General features: G+C 60.3%; 10 protein-coding genes and 1 pseudogene. 4 read left to right on the top strand and 7 right to left on the bottom strand.

The window, feature by feature from the left end; all coding sequences use genetic code 11:
* The 4 genes from D3227_RS41890 to D3227_RS31075 all read right to left on the bottom strand — a co-directional run.
* On the bottom strand, nt 1-320 hold a 320-nt coding region (locus tag D3227_RS41890), incomplete at its 3' end, for a transposase (RefSeq protein ID WP_167480928.1).
* Between the two features lie 590 nt (nt 321-910).
* A complete protein-coding gene (locus D3227_RS31090; protein WP_208646497.1) occupies nt 911-1,591 on the bottom strand; it encodes an OmpW/AlkL family protein in 681 nt (226 codons plus the stop codon).
* A gap of 196 nt (nt 1,592-1,787) precedes the next feature.
* Nucleotides 1,788-3,872: a prolyl oligopeptidase family serine peptidase gene (locus tag D3227_RS31085; protein WP_120018013.1), complete on the bottom strand. Its 2,085-nt coding sequence runs from the start codon at nt 3,870-3,872 to the stop codon at nt 1,788-1,790.
* Between the two features lie 993 nt (nt 3,873-4,865).
* Nucleotides 4,866-6,203, bottom strand: coding sequence for an IS1380 family transposase (locus D3227_RS31075; protein WP_120018011.1), 1,338 nt, complete (start codon nt 6,201-6,203; stop codon nt 4,866-4,868).
* Nucleotides 6,204-7,142: 939 nt separating this feature from the next.
* Between D3227_RS31075 and D3227_RS31070 the strand changes: the two genes are divergently transcribed.
* Complete coding sequence (locus D3227_RS31070) at nt 7,143-8,489, top strand: lysine N(6)-hydroxylase/L-ornithine N(5)-oxygenase family protein (protein WP_245451947.1); 1,347 nt, start codon at nt 7,143-7,145, stop codon at nt 8,487-8,489.
* A gap of 390 nt (nt 8,490-8,879) precedes the next feature.
* On the opposite strand, the pseudogene D3227_RS31065 reads toward D3227_RS31070, so the two are convergent.
* A pseudogene (locus D3227_RS31065) lies at nt 8,880-9,399 on the bottom strand (IS5 family transposase); the annotation flags it as partial.
* A gap of 437 nt (nt 9,400-9,836) precedes the next feature.
* On the opposite strand from D3227_RS31065, the gene D3227_RS31060 reads away from it, so the two are divergent.
* On the top strand, nt 9,837-10,265 hold the full coding sequence (locus D3227_RS31060; protein WP_120018009.1) for a hypothetical protein: 429 nt from the start codon (nt 9,837-9,839) through the stop codon (nt 10,263-10,265).
* Nucleotides 10,266-10,496: 231 nt separating this feature from the next.
* Here the strand turns inward: D3227_RS31060 and D3227_RS31050 are convergent, their stop codons facing one another.
* Nucleotides 10,497-11,186 (bottom strand): ATP-binding protein, encoded by a 690-nt coding sequence (locus tag D3227_RS31050; protein ID WP_147377720.1) that lies wholly within the window; start codon nt 11,184-11,186, stop codon nt 10,497-10,499.
* Between the two features lie 205 nt (nt 11,187-11,391).
* On the opposite strand from D3227_RS31050, the gene D3227_RS31045 reads away from it, so the two are divergent.
* A complete protein-coding gene (locus D3227_RS31045) occupies nt 11,392-12,522 on the top strand; it encodes a CaiB/BaiF CoA transferase family protein (protein WP_167480926.1) in 1,131 nt (376 codons plus the stop codon).
* Nucleotides 12,523-12,782: 260 nt separating this feature from the next.
* A complete protein-coding gene (locus D3227_RS31040) occupies nt 12,783-14,051 on the top strand; it encodes a CaiB/BaiF CoA transferase family protein (RefSeq protein ID WP_120018005.1) in 1,269 nt (422 codons plus the stop codon).
* Nucleotides 14,052-14,278: 227 nt separating this feature from the next.
* On the opposite strand, the gene D3227_RS31035 is transcribed toward D3227_RS31040, so the two are convergent.
* The gene (locus tag D3227_RS31035) at nt 14,279-15,679 is read right to left on the bottom strand and encodes a M16 family metallopeptidase (protein ID WP_120018004.1); all 1,401 of its coding nucleotides are present in this window, start codon (nt 15,677-15,679) and stop codon (nt 14,279-14,281) included.
* Nucleotides 15,680-15,683 lie beyond the last annotated feature (4 nt).

Raw genomic sequence — 15,683 nt, 5'->3', positions numbered from 1 at the left:
CTGTCGAAGCGAAGGCTGCGCCCATCGTTCAACCGCAACTCGATCATTGCAGGCACGCGCGCAACGTCCTCGCGCACGAGCGGGGCGCCAAGCATGGCTAACGTGTCTACGGGAAGGAAGACCGTATCGGCAGTGGACGGCAACAAACCCTTCTTCTTCAGCTCATGCCGCCAGGCGTAAATCTGCTGCCGGCTCACATCGTGCCGATGTGCAACCTCAGTGACCGTCGCACCGTCGAGCCCAACCGACATGACAATGTCGCGCTTCTTCTCGTCACCCCAACGCCGCCGCCGTTCCTGACCAAGAATTTCGACACGCATCCCATACCTCGCCTAGACACGTCGCTAACGACGTCGTTAAAGACGTGTCTTAGGCCATCAAGGCGCTGTCTGGCAGGCGGTGCCAATCGGGCGGTTACGGCTCTTTTCACCCGCCAGCCGACGATCCGGCGGGCATAGGATGACGCCTTGGTGCAGGCATAGTCGAAGTCGTGAAAGGCGAACTCGCTCCCTGATCCAACCGGATGATCTTCGGATAGCCGATCGTGCTGCATAGAGCTCAGACATGCTCCCGGGGTACGCCTCCGGCGAAGACTTCACCGGAGGCGTACCTCCCGGGAGACTGATGTCGGCGAGGAGTGTGGCCGCAGCATCGCATCAACACGGCAAAGCCATCCTGCTCCTTGGTGCGTCTAAACACTTCCATTTCAGGCGTTAGTCCAGGTCGCGTTGACCAAGGGTACCCTTCTTTGTTCGGTGGGAGCGGGGAGGCCCCCCTTTCGACAACGGCTTCTTCAAGTGTAGTCTCGCAATTGGCTGCTGCCCGTCGAGATGCAGGGCCGACGGCAAAAGGGCGCACGAGGCGCCCCTCCTTTCAGATCGGCTGCCGCAACCGACCTTCGCCGCGGGTATCAGAAACGGTAGGTGACACCTGCGCCTATCAACCAGGGATCGAGCGCGGCCTTGCCTGTCAGCTTCGCGCCGCCTACCGTGACGTCGAAGTCTGGCTTCAGGAAAAGCTTCTTCACGTCGAAGTTGACACCCCAGTGCTGATCCACCATGTAGTCGAATCCGACCTGTAGCGCGGTGCCGAACGTGTTCTTAACCTTGAGAGCATCGGCGCTGCCGGCATCCTGGTTATAGAAGATCGTGTAGTTCATGCCGGCACCGACATAGGGCTTGAAGGCGCCGAAATCGGTAAAATGGTACTGCAGTGTGAGCGTTGGCGGCAGCAGCCAAACCTTGCCGACCTTGCCCAGCCCACCGATCGTTCCTTGGCCGTCGATGTTGGCGTAGGTCGTGCCGAGTATGAGTTCGGCGGCGATGTTGTCGGTGAAGAAATAGGAGATATCGAGTTCCGGTGTCAGGGAGTCCGAATAGGAAAGACCGGAGCCGGGCACCGCGTTGACGTAGCCTGAATCCTCAGTGATGACCCCCAACGTGCGCAGGCGGACCTGCCAAGGGCTTGGCCATTCCGTGACCGAGGCTCCTGCCTGCGGGACGCTCGCGGCTTGCACCAGGTCCGCCGCGACGGCCTGCTGTCCCACCACAATGAGGACGAGGGCCGCTGCTACCTCCCGCGCCACGCCCATTCGCTTTTTCGCCATGATGTTCTTTCCTTGCTCTTCAGAGATGACGCACTGCACTATGAAAGATCTTGCTCGAACTTGCTGAGACCGGATGAGCCTCCTGCTCATGTTGGTGAGACCGAGCACCCGTTCTGCGTGTGCTCACTAAAAATCGACCTGTGCTACTTGTTGAAATGTTGCTCTTGTTGATCCCGGCCACCTATCGAACGCTATCGGCGCGCCAGCCGATCGCACTGCGAAGGAAATTGTGGCCCAGGGCGACGAATGCGGCCCGCTCCCGATTGTTCTTGCCGTAGCCGTGCCCGCCCGCGCTGGCCTCGTAGAAGTAAGCCGGATAGCCAAGAGCCTGCAACTTTGCGGCCGTCTTGCGCGCGTGGCCCGGGTGGACGCGGTCGTCCCGCTTCGTGGTGGCAAGCAGGATCGGCGGATAGGGCTGTCCCGGCGTTGCGGCGTGATAGGCGGAGATTTCCCGGAGGAAAGTCCAATCCTCCGGCTTGTCGGGATCGCCATATTCGCCAATCCCGCCTGCGCCAAAAAGCTTGGTGTAGCGGCGCATGTCGATAAGCGGAACTGCGCAGAACAGCGCACCGAAAAGCTCGGGATAGCGGGTCAGCATATTGGCAATCAGCAGACCGCCATTTGAGCAGCCCTCGGCGGCAATCCGCCTCGACCGCGTGATGCCCCTTCGCACGAGATCGGTGGCAACGGCGGCGAAATCGTCATGCGCAAGACGCTTGCCCTCCCTACGACCCGCCTCGTGCCAACGGGTGCCGAACTCGCCGCCCCCTCGGATATTCGCCACCACACAAGTGCCGCCGCGTTCGAGCCATAGCTTGCCGAGCGAGGAGTTGTAGGAGGGCAGGCACGATATGCCGAACCCGCCATAGGCGGTGAGGTGAAGCGGAGCATCCCCGTCGCTGTTCGCCGGGCCGACCTGCGTATAGGGGATCATTTCACCATCGGTCGCGACTGCCTCGTGTCGCGTGACCACTAGACCGGATGCGTCGAAATTGTCCGGGTGGCGCTTCAGGATCACTGGAGCGCCGAGAGCCGTGGCATTGAGGTCGAAGAGGAAAAGCTGCGGCGGCGTGATCGGGTCCTGAGCCGAAACGAGAACCTCTCCATTGGAAACGTGCCGTTCCGCATCGAGCGGCCAGAGATGAACAGTTCCTTCGGTAGGCACTGTCTCCAGCGCTAGGCGCGTCCATTCCTGACGGCCGGGGGTGAACATCTCGAAACGCGGAACGAGATTGACGAGATAGGAGATGATGAGCTTGCAGTCATTCCAGAAGAAGGACTGCAGGGAGCGCCTGTCGCCTGGTTCAAAGAGGGTGCTAAAATTACGCTTTCCGGCGATGAAGGAAGAGAGCGAGATGCCTATCAGCGTGTCGGCGGCATGGGTCGTCCCTCCCACGGTCCAGGGCTTGCGCGGCTTTACCGCCAGCCAGTCGCCGAAGCCATTCCACCAGGCGTCCCGAGGAAGGTCGATCTGCATCTTCGGCCCGCTTCTGTCGCCGATTCGGATTATCTTCTCGAAGAAGGCCGGCCTCTCGATGAACCAAAGGCGCTCGCTCTCGGCGGTGCGATCCAGATGGCCAGACACGCCGAGGGATTCGGAACCGGTTTCGAAGATTACCGGCGCGGTGAGCGGATCCGCGCCACGCTTCCACAGCCGCACGGTGCGCGCGTAGCCGCAGCGGGTGGCCATGCCATCACCAAAGGCACTGGACAGCAGAAGCGTGTCAGGGTCGAGCCAATTGATGCCGCCCTTCGCCTCCGGGAGATTGAAACCGTCGGCGACTAAGCTCAGAGTACCCAGATCGAATTCGCGATGCGCGACCGCGGCGCTGCCGCCACGCGACAGGCGCAGAACGGCTCTTTCCCGTTTGTCAGGCTCGACCGACGCGCCGCCCCAGATCCAGTCCTCTCCGTCGCGGGCGGCGAGCGCGTCGAGATCGAGCAGGGGCTCCCACTGGGGATCGGCCGTCATATAGGCGGCAAGGGTGGTTCGCCGCCACAGTCCGCGCGGGTTTCGGGCATCTCGCCAGACATTGTAGAGGTGCTGTCCGCGGCGAGTGATAAGGGGAATGTTGTCGAGACGGTCGAAAATCGCTGTCAGGGCATCGTGATCGCGCTCGAACTGTGTTCCATCGAAGTGCTCCAAGGTCCTGGCCGACTGGCTGGCCGCCCAGTCAAGTGCCCGTTCGCCTTCTACATCTTCAAGCCAAAGGTAGGGATCATCGTCGGGAGCATTCAGCGTTGGGCGCAAATCGAATGCCGTCATGTCCGGATAACCTGAAGAATGATGTGGACTGGAAAACAAGCGCAAGAGTCTCCGTCGGCTCGGGAAAGCTCGGCTTTCGCGGGGGCGACCACATGTTCGGCCAGCGTGATCATGGAATAATTTCTCCTCTATCCGCGCCGAAGTGCGTATGTGGATAGTGCAGCACGTGTCGTGCCAAATGAGAAAATCGTTTCACAACAATGAGATGGCTCTGATGGCGCTGTGTCTCATGTCCGACTTTGTCGAAGACCCGACAACGCGTGCAGCCGTAGACGCATGATCGGTCTCCTGTGCGGGTTCCGTGGGCACCGCGGAAAACTCGAGCAGTGAAGCTCTACGCGAACTGACCGAGCTTCGGATCGACTTCGGCCACGGGGCAATCGGTTGCTTCTGAGGTAGATCGCCAAACCGTAGATCGAGCTTTTTCAGGGGTGTTTTCGCATTGATGGCGCCGACCGTGGCAACATGGAGCTCTTGGCGAGCAGCACTGTCGGATTTGAGGGCACTGGATCGTTCGCGGCGACATCAAGGGCATTGCTGCAATTTTCTCATTTCGCGGCGACGGAGAAGGCAATTCACTTCGATAATGCCGAGCGCATCGCGGCGCCCGTGATCCTGGCCTACCTGTGGGCGCGCAAAAGGTTGCTTTGCGGCCTCATCCCTCCGCGCCTAGATTGGGTCGCAGGGACCAAATGGCGCTTGTTCTCTTGGATGCGTGGTTGGCAATGTGATTATAGCGCAAAGCTCTTCCGGCTATCTCTATACGGTCGACAATCCAGTTGGTGAGGTTCCCAGCTAGTGCGATAGTTGATGCGCTTAGCCCGCTTGATGCACGGCGATCGGCTTAGGGCGGCCTGCATCGGCGATCTGGCCGCCCTCGGAGTGCATTTTGACAAGCCTCGTCGGGCGCCGGCGATGATCCGTCGTGATGGAAGGCGGGGGTTTGCGGGTTGAGGTCGGCGGGTTTGTTTCGGGACGTCTGCGTCCCATCGTTTATGTCGCGAGTTGCGGGATGCGACTGGGGACGATGCGCAGGATGCGCTGGTCGGGGCAGGACGTCGGCAGGTGCAGGCGGATCTGGGTTTTCATCTCGACCACGCGGGCGGCGATCTTGATGAGGCGCAATCGCAGCGTGTCGAATTGGGCGACGGCAAAGCTCGAGCGTTTCGGCATCGCGGCGCGCAAGCCCCACATCAACCAGTAGGCGCCGGCATGCAGGAATAGCCGGAACTGGTTGGCCGTCGCTCTTGTGCAGGAGGTGCGGTCGGCGGCGAGATGCGTCTTCCACGACTTGATGTGGTTCTCGGCAGCGCCGCGCCGGCAGTAGACATCCTCGTAGAGCGCCTTGGCCTTGCCACTTGCAAGGTTGGTGACGATGAAGCGGGTATCGGCACCCTGGGCGCCGACCTCGACGCGGGCGATGATGCGCTCTACGCGGCTCCAACTGGCGGCGCCGTCAAAAAACTCCTTGAAGCGGCGGACCTTGTTCGTCTTCGATGCTTCAAAGCGCGCCATCGTGCTGGTTTCCAGGTCCGCGACATGCTTGCGCAGGGTCGTGGTGGGCGCCAAGCCGAGGATGAAGTCGACATCGTTGGCGCGGCACCAGTCGATGACCTGCGGGCTGCAGTAATGCCCGTCGGCCCGGATAAGGATGCCGGTGTTCGGCCAGTTGCTCCGGATCGCCCGCACCAGGCGGCGCAGGTGGGGGCGGATTTCAGCCCCGCTCGGCCGCTTCGCTGGTCGCAGGACCGCACCGACGAACCGGCCGTCGCCATCGAACACAACAATCGGCTGGAAGCCGTATTCGTCGTAATGGGCATTGAACAGCCGCAATTGCTGGCCGCCATGCACGGCGTCAAAAGTGTCGTCAATGTCGAGCACGATCCGCTTCGGAACCTGGCGGAAGGAAGAGCAATAGAGGTCGACCATCGCACGGCCCATAACGACCAGTTCCCGCACGCCAGGCAGGTTCTCCAGCCGGCACATCGTCGATTGCGAGGCCAGATCCCGACCCGAAGGCAGCGCATCCTGGGCCATCTTGAAGATCGGATCGCAGCGCAGCCGGTTGGCGTCGTTGCCATCCTCATAACCGGCGGCAATCATCTTCATGCGAAAGCCGATCATATCGGCCACGCTATGGATGACCTGGTCCGGGCAGCGCGGATCATCGATGCAGCGCGCCAGACGCTCGGCGACACGCAGCCGCTTTTCCACCTCGGCCAGAGCCAGAACCCCACTGTTGGACGACAGCATGCCGCCGTCGAAACGGGCGACGACGGACTTGCCGCCAACAGATGACAAACCGCTCAGCGGCAGCGTAAGATCATTCATGGCGGGTGTGGTCTCCGGGAAATGGTTCGGATCGGCTTAAGCAACCAAATCCTACGTCATTTCAACGGCTTGCACCACATCCGACAACCTCCATGAATTTTCCGGGTTAGGTCTGGGCATGCGCCCATCCGCAACCATCTGATCAAGAGCATCGTCCGAGCGAATTGCTTCCCCATGCGAGAGGCCTCGCGGCGGGAATGAGATTGCGTCACCCGCCATCATCGCTGCCTTCGAGGATGTCGTGATCGACCCAGTGCAACGGCATGATTGGTGAAGAATCTGGCTGCTCTTGCGACTGCCGACTTTGATGACAAGGCATGTCGCGGTCTGTCCAGCTGGAGATACAAGGGCCTGCACCGTCCGATGATAAAGACACCGTCCTTATTCCGAATCTTCTGGTTCAAAAGGTGACGGATTGGCTCTTCGGAAAAGGGCGACATCGACGTGCGAATCGGGCGCCGCCGTGAGGCGCACCCCTCAATGTCGGATTTCCGACAGGTTTGAAAATCCGCCAACCAATTGCTTTGATCTGATTTCCTTCTTTGGCACGGCCTATGCACGGGATTCTGCGAACGTATCAGCGAGAAACGTCATCCATGATTTTATGCGCACCGAAAATGCCCGACGCCGCGGTGAAAACCGCGCGCTTGCCTGCCACCAAGCCGCCGAAAGGCCGGCGCATCATGCGCCGGCTTCAAATACGTGATGGGCCTGGCAACCGTGTCGAGTGATGGCGACGTGGTCGTGGAGGCCGGCGGAAAGGACATGCGTTGATGCCCCCCAACCCATGTCGCCACCATGACCCGTCGATTGCCACCGGTTGGAATGCTCGGCGTCTATGTTCGATAGCCCGAACGCGCAGGACAATTGTCGCAAATCCGGTCAGGACCGGAGCTCGATAACGCCCGCGAGGGGCGCAAGCCGATATTTGCCGCGAACATGCCGCCTGGCCGGGAAACACCTGTAGGAGCAAGGCAAGTGGAGCTCTCTTGCATTGGGGTCGGAGCTGGGCCGTTGAATTTGAGTCTTGCGTGTCAGATACACGACGAGCAAACAGGACTAGAGGCGCTGTTCTTGGATCGGCAGGTCGACTTGCGCTGGCATCCAGCCATCACATTCGAGTCCTCGCAACTCCAAGTCAGCCACTTCGAGGATCTGGTTACGCTGGTGAATCCGCGATCAGCCTACACTTTCGTAAACTACTTGCACGAGCACGGCCGTCTGTACCATTTTCTGAACGCACAGTTCGAGGCCGTGCTCAGATCTGAGTTCGAGCAATATCTCAACTGGGCCTTCCACCGGAACCCCCTTGTCCACGGCGGCGAGACGGCACGCGAAATCTGCTTTGAAGGCGAATTTCGGGTGCGGACGGATAACGCGGTTCTCGGCGCCAGAGACGTCGTGGTTGGCATTGGCAAGCAGGCGCAGATTCCGCCTCAGTTTCAGGGTTGGACTGGACGCAACCTGTTCCACTCATCCGCTTTGCTAGACATCCATCCTGAGGTGAGGAAAAAGCATGTCTGCGTCGTTGGCGGAGGCCAGTCGGGGGCCGAGGTGCTGTTGCACCTCGTCGGCCTGCCGAAAGAACGACGGCCTCGATTGATCACTTGGGTCTCGCAGTGCCAAATCTACGTGCCTCTCGACAACAGCCCATTCACAAATGAGCTGTTCATGCCCTGCTTTTCGGATCGTTTGGCGGGGATGAGCGAGTCGCAGCGCAAGCTGTTCCTGCGTCGTTTCGTGCTTGCCTCGGACGGCATTTCAGAAAGCACGCTACGCGCGACCTATCAGGCGCTGTACCGCCACACATTTCTCGAGCCAAATGAATGTGACATCACACTGCAGCCGGGTTGCAAAGTTTCACGCTGCATCAACGCCGGTGCGGGCCACAGGCTGACCCTGCAGCGCGGCATGGAAGATGTCGGAGAGGTTACGGCCGACATCGTTATCCTGGCAACTGGTTACCAGAACGCGTTGCCAGACTTCTTGGAACCGATCGCGGACCGGTTGGAGCAGATCGACAATGAGTTGGCTATTTGCGAGGATTTTTCGGTGCGCTGGGACGGACCGCGCGACAGACGCATCTTCGTCCAGAACGCGAGCCTCGGGCAGCGCGGGCTGGCCGATCCGAGCCTAAGCCTGCTTGCTTGGCGTGCGCGTCGCATCCTCGACAGCCTTCTGGGGCGCGCGCCATGTGCGAAACCCGAGCCCCCTGACTTCATCAGTTGCACCTCGATCGAGCGGTGGCCTGGTCCCCTGGCTCCAGAGCGGGGCCAAAAAATATGAAGCTTCGCCTTTGATCATCGGCGGTGGCATACAAGGATGGTGTCCGCCTCCGCTGCGGCCAAAGCCGGAGCCTTATCATCGTGACCGAACAAGCCTTCGGATCCATCGGCGCATCGCATTATTCTGGGGGCGTGCATTTCTCCTACGGTCGTCGAGACCGGACGCGGTCGCTCACTCGAAAGATCGCAGTGGCGTTGGCGGCCAAGCTGGGTCGGACATCAAGCATGGTACCGCCCTTTAGCGATGCGTGTCGCTTCCGGATCAGATAAGGCGATTGATCCGGCACCTGTTTACAGAATCCTTGGACGCGGCTGGGCCTGGCCACTGGAAGACCACGACCTTCACCGGAGCGCTACGGCTGACGGGCATGACTGCCCCGTTCGTCTATGAGATGATGCCGACTGCCCCATCCCTGTCCTGGATGTCGGCCGTATGCACCGTCAGCCCGACCAGGTGCCCTCGGTGTCGGCGATGATATGGCGCTTGCGGCCTTTGATCTTCTTGCCGGCGTCGTAGCCACGCAAACCGGCAACGTCCGTGGCCTTTGCCGATTGGCTGTCGATGATGCCGGCGCTCGGGCTCGCCTCGCGACCGATGGCCAGGCGTGCCGCAGCCACCAGTGGAAGTTGATGGTCCTCCACAGCCCATTGTCTCGCCAGGCATAGAAATAGCGTTGAACCGTCGAAACCGGCGGAAAGCGGTCCGGCAACGCCCGCCACTGGCAGCCCGTCCAGGCGATATAGAGGAGCGCGTCCACGACCGCCCGCAGCTCGGTCGTGCGCGGTCGTCCTGTCGCCTTCGCTCCGGGCAGGAACGGCTCGATCAGCGCCCATTCCCGGTCCGTCATTGCATTTGCATCTCGATGACCCGCGCGGCAATACTGCCGCCGGGTGGTCTCCGTCCAACCCATGTTGTGATTTCGCTCAAGTCTAGACAGCTCAAGCAAATCACAACGGACGGGGCCACTCAACCGCGTTCCACGCCCAATCTCGAGTTTCGGGTCAGGCTCTCAGACACGTTCAGTGTCGTCCGATACCTGACAATGTCGGATACGCGACGCAGCAGACTCTGATCTATCGGATGTATTTGAACGCCTTTTTGCTTTGGCACAGTACATGCAAGGCTACAGGCAAACCGCGTTCGGGCTGAGGAAGTCGTCCCACGGCCACGAAAACCGCTCACTTACGCCACCTCCCAAGGCGTACCCGGCCCGGCAGTGAGCTCAGTCTCCTGCCGGGCATCCGATGGTGCTGTCTGGGAAGTGGTTGGAATTGGGAGTTGCCGTAGTCTCCGGGGTGTCAAACCTCGAATCATCCGGCGTTAGAGTGCCGGAAAGGAGACCACGCCATGACAAAGACTACCATGAATGCGGAAGCCGTTCATCCTGGGGGTGAGGCGACGACCTATCTTTTCGACAACTGGTTTGATCCGATCGAAGCTGGCCTGCGCGAAGGGGTGCGCGGCTTCATCGAGACGATGCGCGAGACCGAGCTGGAAGCGGTGCTTGCCCGCCCCCAGTATGGCCGGCAGCCGGCGGCGCGCAGTGACGAGACCGCCGGTGTCGCCGGCCACCGCCACGGCAGCCGGACGCGCACGCTGACGGGACCTTCGGCACTACCGAGATCACGTCCCGCGGGTGACCTCGATGCCGGCGAGGACAAGACGGTGGAATGGAAGAGCAAGGCCTTGCGCGCCTATCAGCGGCGCACGATGGCCGCCGACGCGCTGATGGTGAAGCCGAACGTAAGGCCGATGAGGCCGATCACAATAGGCTAGCCGCCGCAATCGTGGGATGGAGGGAGCTTGAGCTTCGCCCTGACCGGAATGCCCAGAACTTTTCTGCATGATGCTTCGTCAAGCATCGCCCGGCCCAGATCCTGCAAGGGCACTGCTTCGACGCCATGCTGGAGCGGAAAATGCTCCGATCCCGGAAAGACAACGAAGCGCTGCTCCGGAGCAAGGTCCTCGCAGGCCTGATGGAACCCTTTTTCCACCCTTGGCGTCAGGCTACGCTTGATTTCGATGGCCCAGAGGCGCTGGCCCGGCAGCGTTAGTAGCAAAGTCGATCTCCGCATCCGCAGCTGTTCGGTAGAAGTTGCTTAGGGTTCCGGCGGGGGCGGCGGCAGTGAGGGTTTCGATTACAAACTCTTCCCAGGAGGCGCCGGCCACTGGATGTCCGCGCATGTCTTCCTGAGTTGCGAGACCGAGCAGCGTATGGGTGATGCCGCTGTCGCGGACATAAACGCGGGGGACTTGACCAGGCGCTTGCCTACATTGGGGTGCCAGGCTCCAACCGGCGCACCAGCAGGAGATCGAAGAGCAGATCAAGATAGGACGCGACGGTCTTACCGTCGACGCCGAGCGCGGGGGCGAACTCGGCTGCGTTGAGTAGGCCGGCCTGGTGGTGGCCAGCATTGTCCAGAAGCGGCGCAGCGTCTCGGCCGGAATGCGCGGACCGAGGAGGCGGATGTCGCGCTCCAGATAGGTGCGGAGGAAATCCTGCCGCCATCGTTGACTGGTGCGGTCGTTAGTGGCCAGAAAGCTGTCTGGAAAGCCGCCGCGCACCCATAGCGGCCCAAGAGCGGCGGCGCCGACTTCCAGACCGTCGATCGGGCGCATCTCGAGATAGGCGATGCGGCCGGCGAGGCTTTCGCCCGACTGCTTCAGGAGATCGATCCATGCCGATCCCAAGAGCAAGAAGCGGGTGGCTTTTCGTCCAACGCGGCGGCCGCGGTCGAAGAAGCCCCATCAACCGTCGATACGGGAATGGCCGTGAGTTACGATGTTTCGCGAACTCTTATCACTGTTGCAACATTGAATTGGGTAAGCTCCCCTCATCATAATTTACGGTGCGCCACAAGCGCCGCGCTCAACACTTGGAAAAGATTGTGTGGAGGTTCTCGTGACCGAATCACCACTCGAAGGAGTGAAAATACTCAGCCTGGCGGAACAGTATCCTGGTCCGTATGCTACCTTGCTACTTGCAGATCTAGGCGCAGATGTCATTCTGATCGAAAGGCCCAACGGAGGTGATCCGGCCCGAAAGCACAAAAGCCTTTTTTCCTCGTTGAACCGCAACAAGCGAAGTGTCGTCCTTGATCTCAAGTCAGCAGCCGGTCGGGAATCCTTACTCGAGTTGAGTAAAACTGCAGACGTTATTATCGAAGGCTATAGGCCGGACGTAATGAAAAAACTCGGATTGAGTTACGAGGAACTCAGTTCCGTAAATCGCCGTTTGATATATCTCTCATTGACTGGCTTCGGTCAGAATGGCCCTTACCGCAGGCGCCCAGCCCACGACCTCACCTGCCAAGGGTTGGCCGGGGTTCTAATTCAGCAGGGTCGAACCGGTCACCCGCAGGCACAGTTTCAATTGCCCCTTGCCGATCTCGCCTCGGGCACCCTGGCAGCACTGGGTGTGGTTTCGGCTCTACTGGCGCGGGAGCGAACCGGACTCGGCTGCTACATCGATCTGGCTATGACCGATAGTCTGGTGTCATGGATGACGCCGTATCTCTACGCGAGCCTAAACGGAAGACCAATGGCAGAGGTGTACACGGACGAACCCGCCAATGGGACGTTCGCTTGCGCAGATAACAAGCTCATTACGCTCAGCATCGTGCATGAAGATCACTACTGGCAGGCTTTGTGCCGGGCGACTGGTCTGGCGCAACTGGCCTCGGCAAGCCGTCAGGACCGCCTACAATACGCTTCTGACTATCGCGCACAACTTGCTGCCGCGATCGCCAAGGAAACGCGAAAGGCGTGGGCAGATATTTTTAGTACGATCGAGATTCCTTGGGGGGAAGTGCTTCACCTGAATGAAGTCGCGAGAGATCCGCAATTGTGCACACGAGACCTATTTGTCCGGCTTAGCTCGGAGGACGGCGACGAATGGCACCTGAACCAACCGCTACAATTCGACTGCTACGAAACCGGAATTCGGCTTCCCGCGCCAAAGCTCGGCGAGCACACTCAGGAAATTTTGTCCCGCTGCGAATCCAGCAGAACCGGACGCGACCACCCGAATTGATCAGTCGCGGGACACTTCTCTCACTATCCCTCGGAGTGCCCGCAACTTGAGCAATTCCTGATAGTTCGGCCATAGGCATTTGATTCACGGTCGTCCATATCGCGGCGATCATGGGGGCGCCGCGCCGGCGCTTGACGCGTGCGCCGCGTTTGCCGTGTGAGCAGGGGACGAGCGCGAGTGGGTGGGTTCTGGGAGCACATCTCGACGAACAACCGCAGCTATGAATCGGCAAAGAAACCGGGACCAACGGAGGCACTCAAATGCAAAATACTTCTATAGGAACGAAAGCCCGCCCGCAGGAGGAGGATCACGTGCCCCCACTGAAGGGTATTCGCGTCTTGGCATTCACGCACTACGCGGCAGGACCAATCGCAGCGCAGTATCTTGGTTCGCTTGGGGCGGAAGTCGTCAAGATCGAGGCGCCGGCCGGCGATTATCAGCGTAAATGGATCAAGGAGCCGAAGGCGGACCCAGACGCACCCAGCCCCTATTTCTTGGGCATGAATCGCAACCAGCGTTCACTGTCCATTGATCTGAAAACGCCTGAGGCACAAGCGGTCATTCGCGAGATGATCTCCCAGGCGGATGTCATTCTGGAAAATTTCCGACCCGGAGTCTTGGAGCGGATGGGTATAGGCAGTTCCGCCGTTCTCGCGGAGCACCCTGGAATAATCTATTGCTCGATAGCTGCTTATGGTCCTGCAGGCCCAAGCCGAAACAAGCCGGCGCTGGATCTGATTATCCAAGCCCTGTCGGGCATCGCCAGCCTGGGTGGGGCAGCCGATGGTCCGCCCGTTCCTGCCGGTGCCTACGTTGTTGATACCTACACAGCATCACAAGCAGTCATCGGCGTTCAGGCGGCATTGCGCCAGCGCGATCAGACAGGGCTTGGTCAGTGGGTGCGTGTGGATATGATGTCGTGCGCGCTTCACTTGCTGGCGTCGGAGTCTTGCTATGCGCTGAACGCACAGGAGCCGGCAAGTCGAGGGCGAAATGGCATTAGCCACAGTCACCAGCCAGCGCCTTACGGCATCTATTCCACCTTGGACGGGGCGATTGCTCTGGTGGCTTACCCCGCATCCCTCCCCGATCTTGCCGCCGCGTTGGGCCTCAGCAAGCAGATCATACCGCTGCTGGCGGGGAAGGGCCCTTGGACAAACCGGGACCAGATCGCCGGTATCCTGTCAGGTCGTCTGCGTCAGCTGACCAGCGATGATGCGCTTACGCGCCTTGCACCCACGGGTATCCTGCTGGCCCCTGTACGCAGTATCGATCAGGCGCTGGCCGATCCTGATGTGGCCAGCGAACTGGTCCGCGACGTCGAACACAGCTACGGCGGCCGCTATCGCGTCGCGCTGGAGCCGCTGAAGCTTTCAGGCTCTGCACTCGTTTTCAATCGTCCTGCCCCCGATCTCGGCGAGCATTCAGTGGAGGTTCTGCGCCAGACGGGGATCAATCAAGACCGCATCGATGCGCTGATTGCTAGCGGCGCAGTTCGTGTGCCCGGCAGCCCGGAGAATCGGACATAGCGATTCGAACCGAGACGCAAAATAGGACATTTGCGTCGCTGCTGATCTTGAATGCCAGCGAAGACGCCATCACGAAAGCCACAGGATTGCCCGTCGGCATACCACTGCCGAAGCCTGCTACGCCGATACAAATGTGTTCGCGCTAATCCCGTTAGCCACGGGGCCGGACTGCGCTTCTGCCGAAAGCCTCTCAGCGGGAGAAGGACGGCGAAATTGGAATCCAGGCTTTATCCTTTGATGTCCAGCCGCGGGCCAACGCCCATGATGGCGGGCTCGGCCGAAAGCAGCTTTTTCGCCGTCGCCTTGACCTGGTCGAGATTCACTTGCTCGATGAGCGCGGGACGGCGCTGGATGTAGTCGATGCCGTGCTTGTCGAGCTGCAAACCGATGAGCGTGGCTGCAATCGAGCTGGAGGAATCCAGATTATTGATAGCATAGGCGCCGATGGAATATTTCTTGCTCGCCTCGAGCTCGGTCTCTGTCGGCCCTGTTTCCGCCAACTCCTTGATAACTTGACGTATTGCGCCTAGCGTCTCGGCGGCCCTGTCGGCGCGCGTCGACGTGGTCACGACAAGCGCGTCGGAATGCTGGTAGCCTTCCAGGTTGGACTCGATATCGTAGGCAAGGCCGCGCTTTTCGCGCACCTCCTGGAACAGACGTGAGGTAAATGGCAAGCCTCCGAGTATATCGTTTATCAGCTGCGCAGCATAGAATTCCGGGTCGTTGGGTCCGATGCCGGGAAAAGCCAGCTGAAGCGAAGTCTGCGGCAGGTCGTATGCGACCAACGTCCACTGGCCGAGCTTCGGGGCGATGTCGGGGACCGGAGCGAGCGCCTGCTTCTGAGGCAAATTGGCGAACAATTGGTCGAGCTTTTCACTCAGGGCCTTGGCATCAATGTCGCCGACGACCGCAACGTGTAGCCCGTCACGGGCGAACATGGCCGTGTGGAAGGCGCTTAGATCGGCCGGCACTATACCGGCGAGGCTTTCCTTGGTGCCCTTATCCGGCCTCGAATAAGGATGCGTGCCGTAGATTCTGCTGCGCCATACAAGCTCAGCGATCGCGTGAGGTTCGCGCTCCTTGGCGATGATGCTGGAAAGAATCTGGGCGCGGACGCGGTCGACCGGCTCCTGATCGAAGCGGGGCCTGTTGATCGCGATCCTGAGCAGGTCGAAGGCCGCATCCTTCCGTTCGGAAAGCATGCGCATCGAGCCATAGATGCCGTCGCGCCATGCGTTGAAGCCCATCTCGGCGCCGGCGCCATCGAGCTTCAGTTGGAAGGCATCGCTGTCGAGTTCGCCCGAGCCTTCGTCGAAGAGGCCGGCCATTAGATTGGCAAGCCCTACCTTGCCCACCGGGTCCTGCGCGGTGCCGCCATCGAAGACAAAGCCGATGGTGATGATGGGTGCCGTATGGTCCTCTACCAGCCAGGCGTTGATACCTTTTTGAGATTTCACCACCTGGAGGTTCATCGCAGCCGTTTGGGCGGTGAGCCCTGGCAGGATGAGGAAGACGACGGCGAGGAGAAGGATGGCCAGCAGGGTGGCGTGGCGTGCGGTCCTCCCATCTCCCACAACGAGAGCAGGGGAGGCAGATGCAAAGGTGCCGCGGTGTTGGTGGTTCGTCATCACA

Origin of the sequence: Mesorhizobium waimense (assembly GCF_003601975.1) — a bacterium.
GTDB classification, from domain to species: Bacteria; Pseudomonadota; Alphaproteobacteria; order Rhizobiales; family Rhizobiaceae; genus Mesorhizobium; species Mesorhizobium waimense.
This window is presented reverse-complemented; position numbering and strand designations above follow the sequence as displayed.

Coding starts and splice junctions, on each gene's coding strand:
- D3227_RS31090 (WP_208646497.1), bottom strand. CDS start 1,591: ATGGGCGTGGCGCGGGAGGTAGCAGCGGCCCTCGTCCTCATTGTGGTG.
- D3227_RS31085 (WP_120018013.1), bottom strand. CDS start 3,872: ATGACGGCATTCGATTTGCGCCCAACGCTGAATGCTCCCGACGATGAT.
- D3227_RS31075 (WP_120018011.1), bottom strand. CDS start 6,203: ATGAATGATCTTACGCTGCCGCTGAGCGGTTTGTCATCTGTTGGCGGC.
- D3227_RS31070 (WP_245451947.1), top strand. CDS start 7,143: ATGCCGCCTGGCCGGGAAACACCTGTAGGAGCAAGGCAAGTGGAGCTC.
- D3227_RS31060 (WP_120018009.1), top strand. CDS start 9,837: ATGACAAAGACTACCATGAATGCGGAAGCCGTTCATCCTGGGGGTGAG.
- D3227_RS31040 (WP_120018005.1), top strand. CDS start 12,783: ATGCAAAATACTTCTATAGGAACGAAAGCCCGCCCGCAGGAGGAGGAT.
- D3227_RS31035 (WP_120018004.1), bottom strand. CDS start 15,679: ATGACGAACCACCAACACCGCGGCACCTTTGCATCTGCCTCCCCTGCT.